General features: G+C 44.1%; 16 protein-coding genes. 9 read left to right on the top strand and 7 right to left on the bottom strand.

What is annotated here, in order from left to right; genetic code table 11:
* Positions 1 to 9 precede the first annotated feature (9 nt).
* The gene (locus IR173_RS16440) at positions 10 to 765 is read left to right on the top strand and encodes a succinate dehydrogenase/fumarate reductase iron-sulfur subunit (RefSeq protein WP_007841755.1); all 756 of its coding nucleotides are present in this window, start codon (positions 10 to 12) and stop codon (positions 763 to 765) included.
* Between the two features lie 58 nt (positions 766 to 823).
* On the opposite strand, the gene IR173_RS16435 is transcribed toward IR173_RS16440, so the two are convergent.
* From IR173_RS16435 to IR173_RS16420, 4 genes are all read right to left on the bottom strand, one after another.
* Positions 824 to 1,687, bottom strand: a complete 864-nt coding sequence (locus IR173_RS16435; protein WP_237040598.1) for a helix-turn-helix domain-containing protein — start codon at positions 1,685 to 1,687, stop codon at positions 824 to 826.
* Between the two features lie 247 nt (positions 1,688 to 1,934).
* Positions 1,935 to 3,020 carry a fimbrillin family protein gene (locus tag IR173_RS16430; protein WP_237040597.1) on the bottom strand — a complete coding sequence of 362 codons (1,086 nt, stop codon included), beginning with the start codon at positions 3,018 to 3,020 and terminating at the stop codon, positions 1,935 to 1,937.
* Between the two features lie 12 nt (positions 3,021 to 3,032).
* Entirely contained in the window at positions 3,033 to 4,031 is a 999-nt protein-coding gene (locus IR173_RS16425) for a DUF5119 domain-containing protein (RefSeq protein ID WP_237040596.1), read from the bottom strand.
* Positions 3,998 to 4,567, bottom strand: coding sequence for a DUF3575 domain-containing protein (locus tag IR173_RS16420; RefSeq protein WP_237040611.1), 570 nt, complete (start codon positions 4,565 to 4,567; stop codon positions 3,998 to 4,000). The genes IR173_RS16425 and IR173_RS16420 overlap by 34 nt, the downstream gene beginning before the upstream one ends.
* Before the next feature lie 603 nt (positions 4,568 to 5,170).
* Between IR173_RS16420 and IR173_RS16415 the strand changes: the two genes are divergently transcribed.
* Positions 5,171 to 7,057 carry an alpha-L-fucosidase gene (locus IR173_RS16415; protein ID WP_237040595.1) on the top strand — a complete coding sequence of 629 codons (1,887 nt, stop codon included), beginning with the start codon at positions 5,171 to 5,173 and terminating at the stop codon, positions 7,055 to 7,057.
* Between the two features lie 66 nt (positions 7,058 to 7,123).
* Here IR173_RS16415 and dprA read toward each other — a convergent pair whose 3' ends face one another.
* Both dprA and IR173_RS16405 read right to left on the bottom strand, forming a co-directional pair.
* Positions 7,124 to 8,245: a DNA-processing protein DprA gene (gene dprA, locus IR173_RS16410; protein WP_394800683.1), complete on the bottom strand. Its 1,122-nt coding sequence runs from the start codon at positions 8,243 to 8,245 to the stop codon at positions 7,124 to 7,126.
* Positions 8,242 to 8,649: an acyl-CoA thioesterase gene (locus IR173_RS16405; RefSeq protein ID WP_237040593.1), complete on the bottom strand. Its 408-nt coding sequence runs from the start codon at positions 8,647 to 8,649 to the stop codon at positions 8,242 to 8,244. Before IR173_RS16405 ends, dprA begins: the two co-directional genes overlap by 4 nt.
* A 56-nt stretch (positions 8,650 to 8,705) precedes the next feature.
* Between IR173_RS16405 and IR173_RS16400 the strand changes: the two genes are divergently transcribed.
* The 3 genes from IR173_RS16400 (at position 8,706) to IR173_RS16390 (ending at position 11,957) form a co-directional block, all read left to right on the top strand.
* A complete protein-coding gene (locus IR173_RS16400; RefSeq protein ID WP_237040610.1) occupies positions 8,706 to 9,644 on the top strand; it encodes a tRNA-dihydrouridine synthase family protein in 939 nt (312 codons plus the stop codon).
* 72 nt (positions 9,645 to 9,716) lie between these two features.
* Positions 9,717 to 10,871: a lactaldehyde reductase gene (fucO, locus tag IR173_RS16395; RefSeq protein ID WP_237040592.1), complete on the top strand. Its 1,155-nt coding sequence runs from the start codon at positions 9,717 to 9,719 to the stop codon at positions 10,869 to 10,871.
* Positions 10,872 to 11,054: 183 nt separating this feature from the next.
* Entirely contained in the window at positions 11,055 to 11,957 is a 903-nt protein-coding gene (locus IR173_RS16390; protein WP_237040591.1) for an Rpn family recombination-promoting nuclease/putative transposase, read from the top strand.
* A gap of 163 nt (positions 11,958 to 12,120) precedes the next feature.
* On the opposite strand, the gene IR173_RS16385 is transcribed toward IR173_RS16390, so the two are convergent.
* Positions 12,121 to 13,389 (bottom strand): DUF2851 family protein, encoded by a 1,269-nt coding sequence (locus tag IR173_RS16385; RefSeq protein WP_237040590.1) that lies wholly within the window; start codon positions 13,387 to 13,389, stop codon positions 12,121 to 12,123.
* Positions 13,390 to 13,472: 83 nt separating this feature from the next.
* On the opposite strand from IR173_RS16385, the gene dapB reads away from it, so the two are divergent.
* The 4 genes from dapB to IR173_RS16365 are packed head-to-tail and all read left to right on the top strand — an operon-like array spanning position 13,473 to position 17,205.
* On the top strand, positions 13,473 to 14,228 hold the full coding sequence (gene dapB / locus IR173_RS16380; RefSeq protein ID WP_237040589.1) for a 4-hydroxy-tetrahydrodipicolinate reductase: 756 nt from the start codon (positions 13,473 to 13,475) through the stop codon (positions 14,226 to 14,228).
* 3 nt (positions 14,229 to 14,231) lie between these two features.
* Positions 14,232 to 15,656, top strand: a complete 1,425-nt coding sequence (gene lepB / locus IR173_RS16375; protein WP_237040588.1) for a signal peptidase I — start codon at positions 14,232 to 14,234, stop codon at positions 15,654 to 15,656.
* A gap of 35 nt (positions 15,657 to 15,691) precedes the next feature.
* Positions 15,692 to 16,555, top strand: coding sequence for a signal peptidase I (gene lepB, locus IR173_RS16370; RefSeq protein WP_237040587.1), 864 nt, complete (start codon positions 15,692 to 15,694; stop codon positions 16,553 to 16,555).
* Entirely contained in the window at positions 16,555 to 17,205 is a 651-nt protein-coding gene (locus tag IR173_RS16365) for a WbqC family protein (protein ID WP_237040586.1), read from the top strand. The genes lepB (IR173_RS16370) and IR173_RS16365 overlap by 1 nt, the downstream gene beginning before the upstream one ends.
* The last annotated feature ends 1 nt before the right edge of the window (position 17,206 follow it).

Below are 17,206 nucleotides of genomic sequence, written 5' to 3'. Positions count from 1 at the left end.
ATAGAAATCATGGATAAAAATATAAGTTTCACACTGAAAGTTTGGCGTCAGAAAGGTCCTAAAGACAAAGGACATTTTGATACCTTCCAAATGAAAGATATTCCGGGTGATACCTCATTCCTGGAAATGATGGATATCTTGAACGAGCAGCTTATCAATGAAGGTAAAGAACCTATCGTATTCGACCACGACTGTCGCGAAGGTATCTGCGGTATGTGCTCTATGTACATCAACGGACATCCTCACGGACCTGCTACAGGTGCTACTACCTGCCAGATTTATATGCGTCGTTTCAAAGATGGTGATACCATCACCGTTGAGCCTTGGCGTTCGGCAGGTTTCCCGGTTATCCGCGACTTGATGGTAGACCGTGGCGCATACGACAAGATTATGCAGGCCGGCGGTTATGTGTCAATCAATACCGGTGGTATTCCTGATGCTAACGCAATTCCTATTGCAAAACCTATTGCTGACGAGGCTATGGATGCTGCTGCATGTATCGGTTGCGGTGCTTGCGTGGCTGCATGTAAGAATGGTTCGGCTATGTTGTTCGTTTCTGCCAAGGTGAGCCAGTTGGCACTGTTGCCTCAGGGTAAAGTGGAAGCTGCACGCCGTGCAAAAGCTATGTTGAGCAAGATGGACGAACTGGGCTTTGGTAACTGTACAAACACTCGTGCTTGTGAAGCGGAATGCCCGAAGCTGGTTTCTATCAGCAACATCGCCCGTTTGAACCGCGAATTTATTGCTGCGAAGCTGAAAGACTAATTACGGTTAGTTTTACTTGATATTTGAGAGTGCCCTGCCTGTTTTGGCGGGGCATTTTTTATTGCAATATCTCCTGTATCTCGGCACTTTTTCCTTTTCGGAGATTTCGGGGGGAGTCTCCGAAGTACTTCCTGCAGAAGTTGGAGAAGTTGGAAAGTGATTCAAAGCCATGTCCGAAGCAGATTTCAGAAATAGACAGATGGTCGTTTTCCAATTGGTAGAGGACGCTTTCTTTTCGTTGTGTTGTCATCCATTCATGAACGGGAACATGGAAAATATCATCAAAGATACGACGAAAAGTGGTGAGGCTATAACCTCCCAGTTGGGCAAATTCTTCCACAGTCTTTACTTTCTTGTAGTTCTGAATGACGAAGTATTGAAATGAAGTAGTGTACTTGGAAAGGGGATGTATGAGAGATGCCAGCTCATAATCGGTATAATAGTGCCCTAGTATAAAGGCAAGTTCTTTACGTTTTAAGGATAGGAGCTCACGGCAGATTTTGGGCTCTGCTAGATAGGTATTGGTGCATACCAGGAAATATTCCAGTGCAGGGACGATTTTCAAAGGTGTATTGATTAGAGGTTCCGGGATGTCATTCATGATATGGTGGTAGCGTTCATCACAAAAGAGTTCCGGTTGGCTGAAGCGGTAGTAGACACATTCCACATCCGTCATGGCCAATATTTCAATCTTGGAGGTGATAGGCTGTAAAATGAATTCTCCTGTTTTGACGGTAGTTCCTGCATATTCTTCGCTGTTTACCAATATTTCCCCTTTCATTATGAAGAGCATAAAATTGAATTCGCTTCTTATGACAGGGACATGGAATCCTTGTTTATGAAAGACGTGGAATACTGCGTTTTCCACTGATTTAGGACACATTTGACATTTGTCCGTATTTCCATAAAAGACGTTAGGCATTAAAATGGGGGCTTTGGTTTGTGTGAAGGCAAAAATAAGATAAATAATTTGATTTACAATGAATAAGGTGAAATAATGTTATTATTTGTGGTTGGAAGATGAGGTAGGGATGGGGGATAGGGATAAAAGTGCTCCGCAAATGAAAATAGAGTCCGGAAAGGAGGTTGTTTTCATTGCGGAGCTGGAGAGTATGTGAGAGGAAGGTTACTTCCCCAAACAGTTATATACAAGTTGAAAGATTAGTTAATTATTTATTTATAGAAGGAGTACCTCCCTCAGTTAAATCCCAAGAATCAGAGGTGCTGCCTGTTAACTGCAAGTTCTCTCCAGGGCTTAAAACTAATGTATATACAAGTGCTTTACCAGCATCCCAACTATTACTTGTAGGAAATTTTAAAGTCTCTCCTGTTGCTGTTAAATCGTATAATTCTCCACCGTCAGTAATCTCGGCTTTATACTTTATATTGATACTAACATTAGTAAGCTCTTGCGGAATTAACATTAATATACTTTTTGTACTATTGTTGTCTGCTGTATTTGGAGTTATTAATGATTCATTAATAGATTCAGTTTCTGTAACTGCTATTGTTATGTCATCGTCTGGTGCAGATGTTAATAAGGTGTATGTTTGCGATGTAGCATCACTAGCTACCTGCCAAGAACCTAATATGTTACTAGGATTAGTTGCATCAGCTTTATATGTATAAGTTCCTTTATCCTTGGCTGTAACACTAAGCTCGGTTACGGTATATGTTACATTCTTCCCTGTACCTTTGATTTTAAATCCTATTTTTGTTAATGCGTGTTGGAACACTAAATTAGTTGCAGAAGTAGTTGATGTTTGATTCATTTTTTCTGAAACGAGCAAATCCTCTTGAGTTGCAGCAGTTGTTGCTACAGTGTAAGTTAATTGGGGAGCGGCATTTGGTGTAGCTATAGTTGGTGCTTCCCATGTTGCATTATCTGTAGTTAGAGAGTATGCAAAGAAACTTACTTTATCAGTTTTGGGCCAATAAAATGTTTTGTCTGTGACAGCCCAATTCTCACCATTTTTTTCAAATTTTTCTCCGTTAATTAAAGAGTTGAATGAAGAGGTTGCATTTTCAAAGTCTTCAGAGTTGGAATATGCATAGGCTTTAAATTGCGTAAAGTTGGCATTTGTTGTTGTATTCGCTCTTAAAGCTTTACTTACAGCCGTATTAAACTTAATTTCAGCTTTTTGTGCCGGAGCATCAATTTCTTCATTCTGTGAGCAACTCGTGATTGCCAATGCAGCTAAAGCCGCAAATAAAATCTTTTTCATATTCGTATGTTTTAAAGTTAATAATTTCATTTGTTCTATATTTTAATTGACAGGTAATATCACATCTTCTTCATCTCCCCAATCATCCACATCACCGCCGATACCTCCGCCTCCCGAAGGAGGAGCTTCCACATCATCCACCACAATCTTTTCATCCTCCGGCAGCTTAATCTCTATTTCCGGAGTTGGAGGATTATGGTCTCCTTCCCCAGGGTCATCTCCGTCATCGGGAGGTTTCACCGCTTCCGTTATTTCTACTTTCGCCTCTTGTTTGGAACCATCCACCCTAACTATAATCAGTTCCAGAAACTGGGTTATATCGGCTCTGGCTTGCGTCAGCTTGGGATGACCGAAACTGGTAAAACTACCTTTTATGACTCCGTCTCCTTTACCGGTTTCGCAATAAATGGGAGAAAAGCGGCATACACCTGCATCTTTACCTAAATGATAACATTCTGCCATTCCGGAAACACTGCCAATGACGGACGAGACATTTTTTAACCCTTCTGTCTTTATGGCGAAAGTGTAAGTCGTTACCACTGCTTTGAGTTTCACCTCCAGCGTAGGCAATTCATCCTCTTTCCCGACTTCCACATCGTTCAGAGACAGCATATAAAAATCATCCGGCCCCCATACCATGCTCTCTGTTTCACTGATGCCCAGTCCTGTGCAATGTCCGGTGCACGCCATTATTGTTTCATAACTTCCTTCGTCTTTTACTTGCACCACTTCGGTGTCATAATTGTAAATCACAGCCGAATAATGTCCCGGAGGTACTTTTACCTCTCCACCTTTTGCCGGCAGATACGTATCTATTTTTCTTCCTTGGTCGTCTTTCGGATAAAAAATAACCCTAACGCCTTCCGGCAAATGATTGGTCACCCCTTCCCAGTGGAGCGAAATATTGATTCCCGTGACAGGGTAATCATCCAAAAGAGCGCGACGGCTACATCCCCACATTACCAGTAATGGGGATAAAAGCGCAAGGAATAAATAGCATGCTCTTTTCATTTTCTTTCTCTCCTCTTGGTTATCAGCCACACCAGCGAGATTTTCGCTTTGGTAGGGCCTATGAAGTTGTATTGTCCGCTACTTGTCCACACCAGTGATTCTTCGTAAGGTGTATATTTCCGATATTTCGTTGTCAGATATCCGATGCCCAGACTGAACTCGAATGCCAGATGCCGTGATACCGGAATGGAATACCCATAACTGAACCCTGCTGCACCATAATATTTCCCTTGATAACCGTCCCCTTTATATTGGAAGTCGTAAATTCCCCCTTCAGCGTATAGCCCGATAAAATGTCCCGTCAATTGGCGGCGTCTGGTGCGGTTGCCCAACCAAAATCGGCTTTCTATGCCGCCCGATAGCAATTGATAACAAATTTCCTTGCTGCTATCAGACCACCAGGGGCATTTATATTCGGCGTTCAATGACCATTGCCTCCCTATGGGAACTTCTATCTCGATGTTAGGTGCTAACGCTATGTCGTACAATAAATTGTTTTTTACGGCAAGCACTGTCCTGCCGGTACTGTCCTTTTGGTTTTCGTACTCTATTGTCTGTGCATCCATGTTTTGAGTCAATAAGCATAAAAGCACGAATATGCTGAATATAGTAGTACGTTTTCCCATGTATCATCTTTTATATGGGGCAAATATAGAAGATATAATCTGAAAAGAAACTTATTAAACGTCCTATTTTGGGGGGTGAAAGGCTCTGTGAAGCGATTGGAAGGATTTTGCAAGTTTTAGGGGAAGATTGTGAGAACAATAACCGGGTAACAGTTTGTTCTTCGGGCTTACCTGCTACGGAATGTTTCATATTCCTTTTTTAACCGCTCCTTTTTTATCGTATTGTTATATTGTGTGCGAAAACGGTTTGTTTTGTGAAATAATACTAAAAGCAAGTCCGATTTAAAGTGAATATTTGGAAGGAATAAGGGTAAACCTTACATTTGTTATGTGATTTTTTTCATAGTATTAGATTTAAGGTTAACAAAGGTTGGAGCAAGGCGTTGCTCCTTTTCCTTTTTATAGACCTACCTTTCACTGATTGTTCCGGTTCTCTCGTCTTTTCTTTCCTTTTGGGGAGGCTTCACTCCGAATTTTATGTTGTTTTCTCTTACAGAATTAGAAATAATATGTATATTTGTCTGCTAACTAATTTATAATCTGATGAAAAGACACATTGAACTTTTATTTGTCGGGACTGCCCTGAGCTTGCTTTGTGCTTGCGAGCCGGCTGTGAAAGCTCCCGAACCTATTCTTCCGATACCCGAAGCCAAGCAAGTGGAATGGCAAAAGATGGAAACATACGCTTTTGTGCATTTCGGTCTGAATACTTTTAATGACCGTGAATGGGGATATGGGGATTCTGATCCAAAGACATTTAATCCTACGAAACTGGATTGTGAACAGTGGGTGAAAACCTTCGTTGCCGCCGGTATGAAAGGGGTTATCCTTACAGCCAAGCATCATGACGGTTTCTGCCTGTGGCCGACGGGACTGACTGAATACTGCATCCGAAATACTCCTTATAAAGATGGAAAAGGAGACATTGTCCGTGACTTGTCAGAAGCATGTAAAAAGTATGGCATTAAATTCGCTGTCTATCTTTCTCCGTGGGATAGAAATCAGGCTATTTATGGCACACCGGAATATGTGGACTATTTCTATAAACAACTGCATGAGTTGTTGACTAATTATGGCGCTGTGTTTGAAATCTGGTTTGACGGAGCCAATGGCGGCGACGGTTGGTATGGCGGTGCGAAAGATTCACGTACCATCGACCGCAAGACTTATTATCAGTATGACCGCGCTTACGAAATGATTGATAAATACCAGCCTCAGGCGGTGATTTTCTCTGATGGAGGTCCCGGTTGCCGTTGGGTGGGAAACGAGAACGGATTTGCAGGAGCTACCAACTGGTCATTCTTGCGTGCCGGAGAGGTTTATCCCGGTTATCCTAAATATAGAGAATTGCAATACGGTCATGCCGACGGCAATCAGTGGGTAGCGGCAGAGTGTGATGTTTCCATCCGTCCGGGTTGGTTCTATCATCCTGAAGAAGACGACCGTGTGAAGACGGTAGACCAGTTGACAGACCTCTATTATCGCAGTGTGGGCCATAATGCCACTTTATTGTTGAACTTCCCGGTGGATAGAGACGGATTGATTCATCCGGTGGATTCTGCCAATGCTGTTAATTTCCATAAGAATATTCAGAAACAATTGGCACACAATCTTCTGTCGGGTGTCGTTGCAAAGGTTTCGGATGAACGAGGAGGAAAATACACGGCCAAGGCTATGACAGATAATGACTACGATACATATTGGGCTACAAATGACGGTGTGGTTTCGGCTACCGTAGAGTTTGATTTGCCACAGCCGGAGAAAGTGAACCGCATGATGCTGCAAGAATATATTCCTTTGGGGCAGCGTGTGAAATCTTTCGTTGTGGAATATAATAAGGATGGGGAATGGCTTCCTGTCAAGTTGAATGAAGAAACGACGACAGTGGGATACAAGCGTCTCCTTCGTTTTGAGACAGTAACAACCGATAAGCTTCGTGTGAACTTTACGGATGCCCGTGCTTGTCTCTGTATCAATAATGTAGAGGCTTATTATGCAGGAGAAGCCGGTGACGTGTCGTTTGACAGGACAGTGGCGGAAATGAAGAGCTTTCCTTTTACACTAGTCGGTGTAGATGAGGCGGAAAGCAAGAAGTGTGCGGATAAGGATGAGGCTACAACGTGCTTTGTAGACGGTAATGCGGTAGTCGTTGACTTGGGAGAGGAACAGACTGTTACTTCTTTCCAGTATTTGCCCGACCAAAGTGAGTATAACAAAGGTTTGGTTTCCGGCTATGAGATATCTGTAGGTACGGATGCCAATGCAATAAATAATGTGGTAGCTAAAGGCGAGTTTTCTAATATCAAGCACAATCCGATATTGCAATCGGTTTATTTCACCCCCGTGAAGGCGCGTTATGTAATGCTGAAAGCGGTAAAAATGGTGAATGAAGGCGAGGCGATGGGATTTGCGGAGATTGGTATCAGATAAGACTGTTTATCACCGCAGGGGTAAGTGGAAGGAAAACTTCCGCCTCTGCGGTGATTGATGATTATGCTATAATAATAAACGGTATATTCCTCCGGCAAGTGCTCGCAGCACACCTTTCATTTCCAGTTCAAAGAGCAAGCCGCTCATCCGGTTGACAGGAATATTGGTGTTTACTACCAATGTATTGATTTGCAGTCCGTCGGGTCTTTTTCTCAATAAGTCGACCACTTTTTCTTCTTCCTCGCTCAAGTCGGGGAACAGTTCCCGTTGATGGGCTATGGGTGATGTCTTTTCCTTGTTCTCGCTCCATCCCATGGTTTCTACAAAATCTTTGGCAGACAAGATTAAGGCAGCCTGATTACTTTTTATCAGTTGGTTGCATCCGGCGGAGAATTCATCATTTATCCGTCCGGGAAAGGCAAAGCAGTCTCGGTGATAGCTTCCGGCCACGCCAGCTGTAATCAGTGCGCCTCCTTTGCTGGCAGATTCAACTACAATAGTGGCATCGCTCATCCCCGCCACGATACGGTTCCGCCTGACAAAGTTCTGCCGGTCGGGATTTGTTCCACTCATAAACTCGGTGAGCAGACCTCCTTGTTCCAACATTTCTATGGCCGTTTTCCGATGAACAGAGGGATAAATGCGGTCTAGGCCATGTGCCAGTACCCCCACCGTATTGAGGTGATGGGTCAGGGCTGCGCGGTGGGCATGAATGTCTATGCCGTAAGCCAATCCGCTGACGACAAGTACCTCCGGGAGCATTTCTGCCAATTCTTTCAAAAAACGGAGGCAGATATCCTGTCCGTAGGCAGTGGCATGACGTGTGCCTACTATATTGATTATTTTCAGCGCATTCAGGTCTGCATTACCCCGATAGTAAAGCACAAGGGGAGCATCGTCACATTCACGCAACCGTGAGGGATAATCTTCGTCTGTCAGTGTCAGGCAACGGATGCGGTTTTTTTCGGCAAAAAGGAGTTCTTCTTCGGCACGGCGGAAAGCTTCGGGGCAATCCAACGCCTTTACCTGTTTGGCGGAGATACCGGGAACCAGTTCGCAAAGTTCTTTCCGGTTGCGGAATATGGTGGCGGCACTTCCCAATGCGTCTACCAATTTATGGATGCCGGTCAGTCCTAGGCCCGGAATGCGGGTCAGGGCCATAGAGTATAGTTGTTCGTCTTCCATTATTCATTCAGATAGGGTGCGAAAGTCTCGTCAAACAGAGTACTGTCACCCAATCTGCCGTTTACTACGCAAACCGATTCTACGGTTGCTTTGATGGCCACCTTCATGTCGGGCAGGCGGAAAATATCTTGGTAGAATACATACTTGATGCCTTCCTTCTTGAGATAAAGCTTGGATACAAACTCGTCTCCACTCTTCAGCGGAGTCTTGAAAGCCATGGTGAGGCGAGCCACTACCGGATCCACCCCTTCTTCGTGCAGTTGGGCAAAACTGATGCCTGCCGAAGTGAGGAACTCGTGGCGGGTATGTTCCAGATAATGTTGGTAATTGGCATTATTCACAATCCCCTGCAGGTCGCATTCATAGTCGCGTACCTTCATTTTTAATTCATAAATATACTTTTCCATATAGCAAAGGTAAGGAAAATTATGTTTCTTTGCAGTGAAACAAGAATAAAGATATGATGAAACTGTATGCTTCCCCATTGCAGGGCTTCACTGAAGCCCCATGGCGCAATATCCACCATGAGCTGTTCGGTGGCATTGACGCCTATTACACCCCTTTCGTGCGCGTAGAGAAAGGGGAATTCCGAAATAAGGATATCCGAGACATTGAAAAGGACAACAACAAGGTGACTTGTTTGATTCCGCAGTTGATAGCTTCCACACCGGCAGAGCTGGAAAAGCTGGTCGGGCTGTTTCTAGAACACGGATACCGCGAAGCGGACATCAATATGGGTTGTCCGTTCCCGGTGCTTACCATGCGGCATAAGGGCTCCGGCATTCTGCCTTATCCGTCGGAACTGAAAGTACTTCTGAATGAGTTGGCACATTATCCCGAGATGAAATTCTCGGTTAAGATGAGGCTTGGATGGGAGTATTATGATGAGTGGAGACAGGTGCTTCCGTTGCTCAATGAGGTACCTCTCACACGGATTATATTGCATCCGCGCATCGGCCGGCAGCAATATAAAGGTATGGTATACCAGAAAGAGTTGAAACTGTTTGCCGGGATGTGCCGTCATCCGTTGGTCTATAACGGCGACTTGCGCACACCAGACGACATTCGGCGCATCGAAGAGGAGTATCCCGACTTGGATGGAGTGATGATAGGGCGTGGCTTGTTGGCCAATCCCGCGTTTGCCATGGAGTATCGGGAAGGCATTGCTCTTCCGCGTGAAGAATTATATGCCAAGGTGAATGTTTTCCATGACCGTTTGTTTTGCCATTACGACTCTTGCCTGCAAGGAGGTACACAACTCTTGAGCAAAATAAAGCCTTATTGGGAATATCTTTTGCCTGATATGGATAAAAAGCTGAAGAAGGCTATTCTGAAAGCTTCCCATGTGGATAAGTATCTTGAAGCGGTTCGCATCGCTTTGATGCCCAAAAACATAGTATAAGAATTCTCCCGATAAGTCGGTTTATCGGGAATTTGTACTATTTTTGTAGCATATCAACTTAATAAAAAAACTATGATTAACAGATTTGTATTGAACGAAGTGTCTTACTTCGGTCCTGGCGCGCGCGAAGTGTTGCCGCAAGAGATTAACCGTCTTGGTTTGCACAAAGCATTTGTATCTACAGACAAGGATTTGCTGAAATTCGGTGTTGCCGACAAAGTATTGAAGGTATTGGAGAAGGCAGGCATTCCATACGAAATATTCAGTGAAATCAAACCGAATCCCACTGTCAGTAATGTGAAGGCGGGTGTTGAGGCATTCGCCAAATCGGGTGCGGATTTTATTTTGGCTATCGGTGGCGGTTCGTCTATCGATACTTCCAAAGCCATCGGTATCATTACTAATAACCCTGAATTCAGTGATGTTGTTTCGCTGGAAGGTGTGGCTCCCACTAAAAAGAAGTCAGTTCCCATCATCGCCCTGCCCACCACGGCCGGTACTGCTGCCGAAGTGACCATCAACTATGTCATTACCGATGAAGAAAACCATAAAAAGATGGTGTGCGTTGACCCCAATGATATTCCTGCCATTGCCATAGTCGATGCAGAACTGATGTACACTCTGCCTAAAGGATTGACGGCTTCTACCGGACTGGATGCGCTGACTCATGCTATTGAAGGCCTGATAACTAAAGGCGCATGGGAAATGAGTGATATGTTTGAGATTAAAGCCATCGAAATGATTGCCCGTCATTTGGAAACAGCCGTGTTTGACCCCACGAATGCCGAGGCCCGTAACGGCATGGCGGTAGCGCAATACATTGCAGGTATGGCGTTCTCAAACGTCGGTTTGGGTGTTGTGCATGGCATGGCCCATCCGTTGGGTGCTATTTTCGATATTCCTCACGGTGTGGCAAATGCACTGTTGTTGCCTGTCATTATGGAATTCAATGCTCCGGCTGCTCTGCCTAAATATGTTGATATTGCGAAAGCAATGAATGTGTATAAAGATGGCATGAGTCAGGAAGAGGCTGCAAAAGCGGCTGTCGATGCAGTCAAGGCTCTGTCTGTCAAGGTCGGCATTCCTCAGCACCTGTCGGAACTTGGTATAAAGGAAGAAGATTTGCCTCGTTTGGCGGCTTCTGCTATTGCAGATGTTTGTACTCCGGGCAACCCGCGTGAAGTGACGGAAGAAATAATTCTGGAACTGTATAAGAAGGCATTCTAAAAGCGGTTTCAGCAGTTGTTGCCTTATGGAATAATTTAAGAGGGGACGTCTTGTGAGGATGTCTTCTCTTTTTGTATTTTCCTCTTCCTTTATTTAGTTAAATCTTTCTTCTTTAGCGCTAAAGTTGCGATAGAATCGTTACCTTTGTTTATTGTATATCATCAAAAAGAAAGGCTATTGTTTATGGGAACAGAAGGCATACAAGACAAATATGTCAATCCTTATACCGATTTTGGTTTTAAGTTGCTGTTTGGCACAGCGATGAACAAGGAATTGCTCATCAGTTTTTTGAATGCTCTTTTGTTTAAGGAAGAGAAAGTGAAAGATGTCACTTATCTGAATACGGAGCATTTGGGTACACAAGAGTATGACCGTCGTGCTGTATTCGATGTGTATTGTGAGAATGAAAAAGGAGAAAAGTTCTTGGTAGAGATGCAACGTGGTGAACAGCAGTTTTTTAAGGATAGAAGTCTGTTTTATTCTACTTTCCCGATTCGTGAGCAGGGCAAGCGCGGTGAATGGAATTATGAACTGAAGGCTGTCTACATTATCGGAATCTTGAATTTTTCTTTTGATGATACGGATGAGGCGTATTTTCATCATGAAGTGAAGTTGGTAGACCTCTATACGCGTAAAGTGTTTTATGATAAGTTGACCTTTATCTATCTTGAAATGCCGAAGTTCAACAAGCATGAGGATGAGCTGGAAACTATGTTTGATAAATGGCTGTTTGTCCTTCGTAATCTTTCGTCTTTATTCGAACGTCCGCGTGCTCTTCAAAACCGTGTGTTCGACCGTTTGTTTGAGGCTGCCGAAATAGCTAAGTTTTCTCGAAAAGAGCTTGGAGAATATTGGGAGAGTTTAAAGAATTTCCGTGATTGGTATAGTGTAATGTCCACTCAGTTGAATAAAGGACGAGAAGAAGGCCGTGCGGAAGGCCGTGCGGAAGGATTGAAAGAAGGTTTTCAAAAAGGCGAACAGGAGGCGGTTCGTAAGAATGCATTGAGAATGAAGCAAAAAGGATTTTCTTTTGAAGATATAGCCGAGATAACCGGACTGGGCTTGGATGAGATTTCTGTTTTGTAATTTGAAGATTCCCTGTTCTTTACCAGAATCTGACCATTAGGAAGGATGGCAAGCGTATCGTTAAGGTCGGAATTAATTCTGATAGTGCCACTCGCACGATTGGAGATTGGATAATAGAGGTGGAATAAGTTTTTCCTGCCTCTATTATATATTGAATCGCGTTTCAGCCTTTTCTTTTCAGATATTCATATCCAATCCTGCAATATAAACATTTCTTTTTATCGCAATATTCTTTTTTTAATTGTATAAGGGCCTGACTGTCTGCTGCATTGGCAGCTTTTATTCCACATTGTTCCCACATGCGGGTAATATAGTTGTATTCTGCTTTCAGTTCTTCCAGAAAAGCACCGGCACGTGCACAATACTCTTCTTTTCCCTTGTGTACTCCGTAACTGTACAGAAAAGTCACTACCGTATTAATCACCAGTAAGTCAAGGGAAGAGTTGCTCAATGTTTTGGGGCGGAAAGGGGAGGTGTGTTCGAAAGTATAATGACTTACCCAGTATTCCGAAGTACCTCCTTTTAATATGTCACGCACTTTGGGTAAAGTGTCAGCCTCCATGATATGTGAAAGCAGTCCGTAAGAGCGGTGATACAGCACCGCCAGTTGTGCTATCCGTATATGGGGGAAGTTGGTGGGGCGCAGACGCAGGAAGCGCCATTGGGAAACATCCATTGGGGTGAGTCCGAATTTATGGGAAAGGTATTCGTATTCCTTTTTCAAACGTAAATAATACTCGTCACCGTTCGTTTCTTGAAGCAGTCCTGCCTGTCCGAAGAAAAAGGCTTCTATCTGAAACAACTCATCCCGATGCTTGTCTACGGCCCGTAAAGGAATCCGGTTTGCCCAAGTCTCAAAAGCATCTCCGTTGAGGCCGAAACCGAAATTGCGTGCCAAAGTGATAAAAAAAGCATCCTCCCAATTGGCGTTGCAACGTTTGAGTCGCTCCGATAGTTGCGAGGCTTTCTGTTCGAAACGTTCCAGTTGGAGGGCAGACATCCATGAGTGTATCGTGAAAGTGGAAAGGGTGGGGATGATGCGGTAACAAGGCGGATAACTCTCTGTCTCAACCAGTTCGTGATAGTTCCGGCAAACGTAATCAGGGCAGGGGAGTATTAATTGGGGAATAGGTTCGCCGTCAGTACGGTATACATCAATATCCGCATCAGATGTTATATGCAGAATAACGGAATCGTATGCTGCATCTGTGTGGTGTCCGTGTTTCAACCAATCCGAAGAATGTTCGTGTATTTCCACATTACCTACCCATAAAACGCCGTTCAGCTTGACTTTTGCATTAAAAAAATCGGGACCGGCATTTGTATTTGCCAGTCCCGTATCTATGATTTCAACCTTTTGGCCAGTTGTGGTTTTTAGTTCCTGAATCGGAAATATCTTGTGTTTCCAAATGTAATGTAGTAGTTGTTCCATGTTAATGAGGTGTAAATGTTGGGCAAATGTAATGGTTTACAGTGAAAAAAGCTATCTTTGTAGCAAAAATATATAGACATACAATGAAAATAGCATTAATTGGATACGGAAAGATGGGTAAGGAAATCGAAAAGATTGCAATTGCCCGTGGACATGAGATTGTGAGTATTATAGATATTAATAATCAGGAAGATTTTAACTCCGAAGCTTTTAAATCGGCTGATGTGGCTATTGAGTTTACTAATCCTACAGTGGCTTATACTAATTATATGAAGACTTTTGCAGCAGGGGTGAAGTTGGTATCGGGAAGTACCGGATGGATGGACCGTCATGGTGATGAGGTGAAAAAGCTTTGTACCGAGGGGGGAAAGACATTGTTTTGGTCATCTAACTTCAGTCTGGGAGTGGCTATTTTCTCGGCTGTTAATAAGTATCTGGCTAAAATCATGAACAACTTCCCGGCTTATGATGTCTCTATGGTGGAGACGCATCATATCCATAAGGTGGATGCACCGAGTGGGACAGCAATTACTCTTGCAGAAGGTATCTTGGAGAATATCGACCGCAAGGATAAGTGGGTGAAAGGAACTTTGGTCACACCGGACGGAATCGTGTCGGGTAACACGACTTGCGCTCCCGACGAACTTCCGGTCAGCTCTGTTCGTGAAGGAGAAGTGCCGGGTATTCATACCATCCGTTACGACTCGGAAGCAGATAGTATTTCGATTACCCATGATGCCAAGAACCGTAAGGGATTTGCTTTGGGGGCAGTCTTGGCTGCCGAATATACGGCTCAGCATGAAGGATTTTTAGGAATGAATGATTTATTTCAATTTTAGCATATGATAAAAGCAACACGTGCACAATGGATTAGGTTTGTCATTGTACTGGTACTTTGGCTGGTGTTCCTCGTTTGGCTGAAAAGCTGGATGGGGCTGTTAGTCGTACCGTTTATATTCGATGCATATATCACGAAGAAGATTCCCTGGACTTGGTGGAAAAAGTCAAAGAATCCCACTGTGGTGACGGTGATGGGATGGGTGGATGCGATTGTTTTTGCTTTGGTGGCGGTTTATTTCGTGAACTTGTACTTCTTCCAGAATTATGTGATTCCTTCTTCTTCATTGGAGAAGTCGCTGCTGGTGGGCGATTATTTGTTTGTCAGCAAGTTGAGTTACGGTCCCCGCGTACCGCAGACTCCATTGCACATGCCGTTGGCACAGCATACATTGCCTGTTTTCAATTGTAAGTCTTATTTGGAGTTTCCGCAATGGGATTACAAACGTGTAAAAGGGTTGGGAGATGTGCAGTTGAATGATATTGTGGTGTTTAATTTCCCTGCCGGAGATACGGTGATGGCAAATGTGCCCAATGATGATATTTATCGCATGAGCTATCAGGCGGGTAAAGAACTGACTAAGCCGGTGGATATGGCCGGAATGACTCCCGAACAGCAACGGATGGTGTTTGATTACTACTATCAGGCAGGCCGTAAATATATTGATGAAAACGCCAATACGTACGGCAAGGTGTTTGTCCGTCCCGTAGACCGTCGGGAAAACTATGTAAAGCGTTGCGTGGGACTTCCCGGACAAACGCTCGAAATCAAGGACCGCGTTGTCTATTTGGATGGGAAACCGAATAAAGAACCTGATAATGTGCAGTATCGCTATCTGGTAAAGGTGCACAAAGCCATACCAGACGATTTGGCGCACGAGTTGGGCATCAGTCGGGAGGATTTGTCTTATTATTATCCGGAGGCGTCGGCCTATAACATTCCTCTGACGGAGAAGGCAAAAGCCGGTTTGTTGGCACGTAAGGATATAGTGGCCGGCATCGAGAATGTTCCGGGTGATGATGCGGGAGGTTTGTATCCGCTGAATAAACTGACCGGTTGGACTACCGATAATTACGGTCCTTTGTGGATACCGAAGAAGGGTGAAACGATTCAGCTGACATTGGATAATCTGCCGATTTATGAACGTCCCATCCGTGCTTATGAAGGCAATGACCTGAAAGTGAAAGATGGTAAGATTTACATTAACGGAAAGGAAACAAACGAATATACATTTAAGATGAACTATTATTGGATGATGGGTGATAATCGCCATAACTCTGCCGATTCCCGTTTCTGGGGATTTGTACCTGAGGACCATGTGGTGGGTAAGCCTATCTTTATCTGGTTGTCTCTTGACCCCGACCGTGGCTGGCTGGACGGCAAGATACGCTGGAACAGATTGTTCTCTTTTGTAGATAACATTAAATAGTGCACATCCCCCATGTCTCCATATGGATAAAGGCAATGCTTACGGCAGTCGTTTTGGCACTGCTGATAAAGACATTTGCTTTCACCTCCTGCACCATTCCTTCTACCGGTATGGAAAACAGTCTCTATCAGGGCGAGAGGGTTTTGGTGAATAAATGGAGTTATGGGTTTCGTGTGCCTTTTTCCACTTGCCGATGGTTGGAAAAGCCGGTCGGAAAAGGGGATGTGGTGTTGTTTAATAATCCCAGTCCGCGTTCTTTGCAAACATCGGTTGGCAATAGGGAGCTGTTTATCAGCCGTTGTGTAGGTGTTCCGGGAGATACGTTGATGCTGAATGAAGAGTTGTTGCTGACGGACGAGCACGTGCTCAGCCCGGACAGCAAGTCTCTTTATGTATATCCGCATACGGCAGAAGATAGCGTGTTGCGGGCTATGCAGCAATTGGGCATCACAGGAAACCAACTGGTAGGGTATATGGATGAAAGGTATATCCGTAGCTTCAGTCATTATGAGTATTATTTGCTTGAGCAGAAGCTGGCAGGAAAAGTGAGTCTGCTTCCTCTGTATCAGAAGGAGGTGAGCAAGAGTCATCCGTTTGTGATTCCGGCCAAAGGCAAACCGGTAAAGGTATATCCATGGAATGTGACTTTGCTGTGTAATACCATTATGCGGCATGAGGGGAAACAGGCTTCTGTCAAAGGAGATACCCTGCTGGTGGAGGGCAAGCCGGTTTCGGCTTATACATTTAAGAAGAATTATTATTGGATGGCATCCAATAATCCTATAAATCTATGTGACTCGCGTCTTTTCGGACTGGTGCCCGATGACCATTTGATAGGTAAGGCCTGGCGAATCTGGTTTTCCTCGCGAAAGGGACGCTTTTTTGAACGAGTACAGTAATGGAGAAAATAATATATGTAGGTTCTGCCTATTTAGCTCCCGTAGAGTATTACACCAAATTGCTTGCTTATGACAAGGTGTATGTGGAGCGTTATGATAACTATGTGAAACAGACTTACCGTAATCGTTGTGTGATTGCGGCAGCCGATGGCCCATTGGCGCTGACTGTTCCTACCGAAAAAAGTGACGGTAATAAATGCCTGATGAAAGATGTCCGTATCTCCGATCACGGCAATTGGCGTCACATGCATTGGAATGCTTTGGTAGCCGGTTATAAGCATAGTCCTTTCTTTGATTATTACGCCGATGACTTCCGTGTGTTTTATGAGAAGAAATATCCTTTCTTATGGGATTTCAATCAGGAATTATGCAGTTTGGTGTGCCGTTTGATTGATATCGAACCTCAAATGGAGGGAACGTCCGACTATCGTACCGAGTTGACCGCCGGAGAGGATGACTTCCGTGAAATTATCCATCCCAAACGTGATTACCGGATGGCAGATACGACCTTTATTCCTAAGCCTTACTATCAAGTGTTTAAAGAGAAACACGGCTTTTTGCCGAATCTGAGTATAGCCGACCTTTTGTTTAATATGGGGCCGGAGAGTTTACTCGTCTTGCGAGATAGTATAGAACCGTTAAACTTATAAT

This window comes from Phocaeicola faecalis, from assembly GCF_021730445.1.
GTDB classification, from domain to species: Bacteria; Bacteroidota; Bacteroidia; order Bacteroidales; family Bacteroidaceae; genus Phocaeicola; species Phocaeicola faecalis.
The sequence above is the reverse complement of the archived record's forward strand: the minus strand, read 5'-3'. Positions and strand labels throughout refer to the sequence as shown.

Bases quoted from the DNA above. Each gene is read 5' to 3' on its own strand.
- IR173_RS16440 (WP_007841755.1), top strand. From the start codon at position 10: ATGGATAAAAATATAAGTTTCACACTGAAAGTTTGGCGTCAGAAAGGT.
- IR173_RS16435 (WP_237040598.1), bottom strand. From the start codon at position 1,687: ATGCCTAACGTCTTTTATGGAAATACGGACAAATGTCAAATGTGTCCT.
- IR173_RS16430 (WP_237040597.1), bottom strand. From the start codon at position 3,020: ATGAAATTATTAACTTTAAAACATACGAATATGAAAAAGATTTTATTT.
- IR173_RS16420 (WP_237040611.1), bottom strand. From the start codon at position 4,567: ATGGATGCACAGACAATAGAGTACGAAAACCAAAAGGACAGTACCGGC.
- IR173_RS16415 (WP_237040595.1), top strand. From the start codon at position 5,171: ATGAAAAGACACATTGAACTTTTATTTGTCGGGACTGCCCTGAGCTTG.
- IR173_RS16405 (WP_237040593.1), bottom strand. From the start codon at position 8,649: ATGGAAAAGTATATTTATGAATTAAAAATGAAGGTACGCGACTATGAA.
- IR173_RS16400 (WP_237040610.1), top strand. From the start codon at position 8,706: ATGAAACTGTATGCTTCCCCATTGCAGGGCTTCACTGAAGCCCCATGG.
- fucO (WP_237040592.1), top strand. From the start codon at position 9,717: ATGATTAACAGATTTGTATTGAACGAAGTGTCTTACTTCGGTCCTGGC.
- IR173_RS16390 (WP_237040591.1), top strand. From the start codon at position 11,055: ATGGGAACAGAAGGCATACAAGACAAATATGTCAATCCTTATACCGAT.
- IR173_RS16385 (WP_237040590.1), bottom strand. From the start codon at position 13,389: ATGGAACAACTACTACATTACATTTGGAAACACAAGATATTTCCGATT.
- dapB (WP_237040589.1), top strand. From the start codon at position 13,473: ATGAAAATAGCATTAATTGGATACGGAAAGATGGGTAAGGAAATCGAA.
- lepB (WP_237040588.1), top strand. From the start codon at position 14,232: ATGATAAAAGCAACACGTGCACAATGGATTAGGTTTGTCATTGTACTG.
- lepB (WP_237040587.1), top strand. From the start codon at position 15,692: ATGCTTACGGCAGTCGTTTTGGCACTGCTGATAAAGACATTTGCTTTC.
- IR173_RS16365 (WP_237040586.1), top strand. From the start codon at position 16,555: ATGGAGAAAATAATATATGTAGGTTCTGCCTATTTAGCTCCCGTAGAG.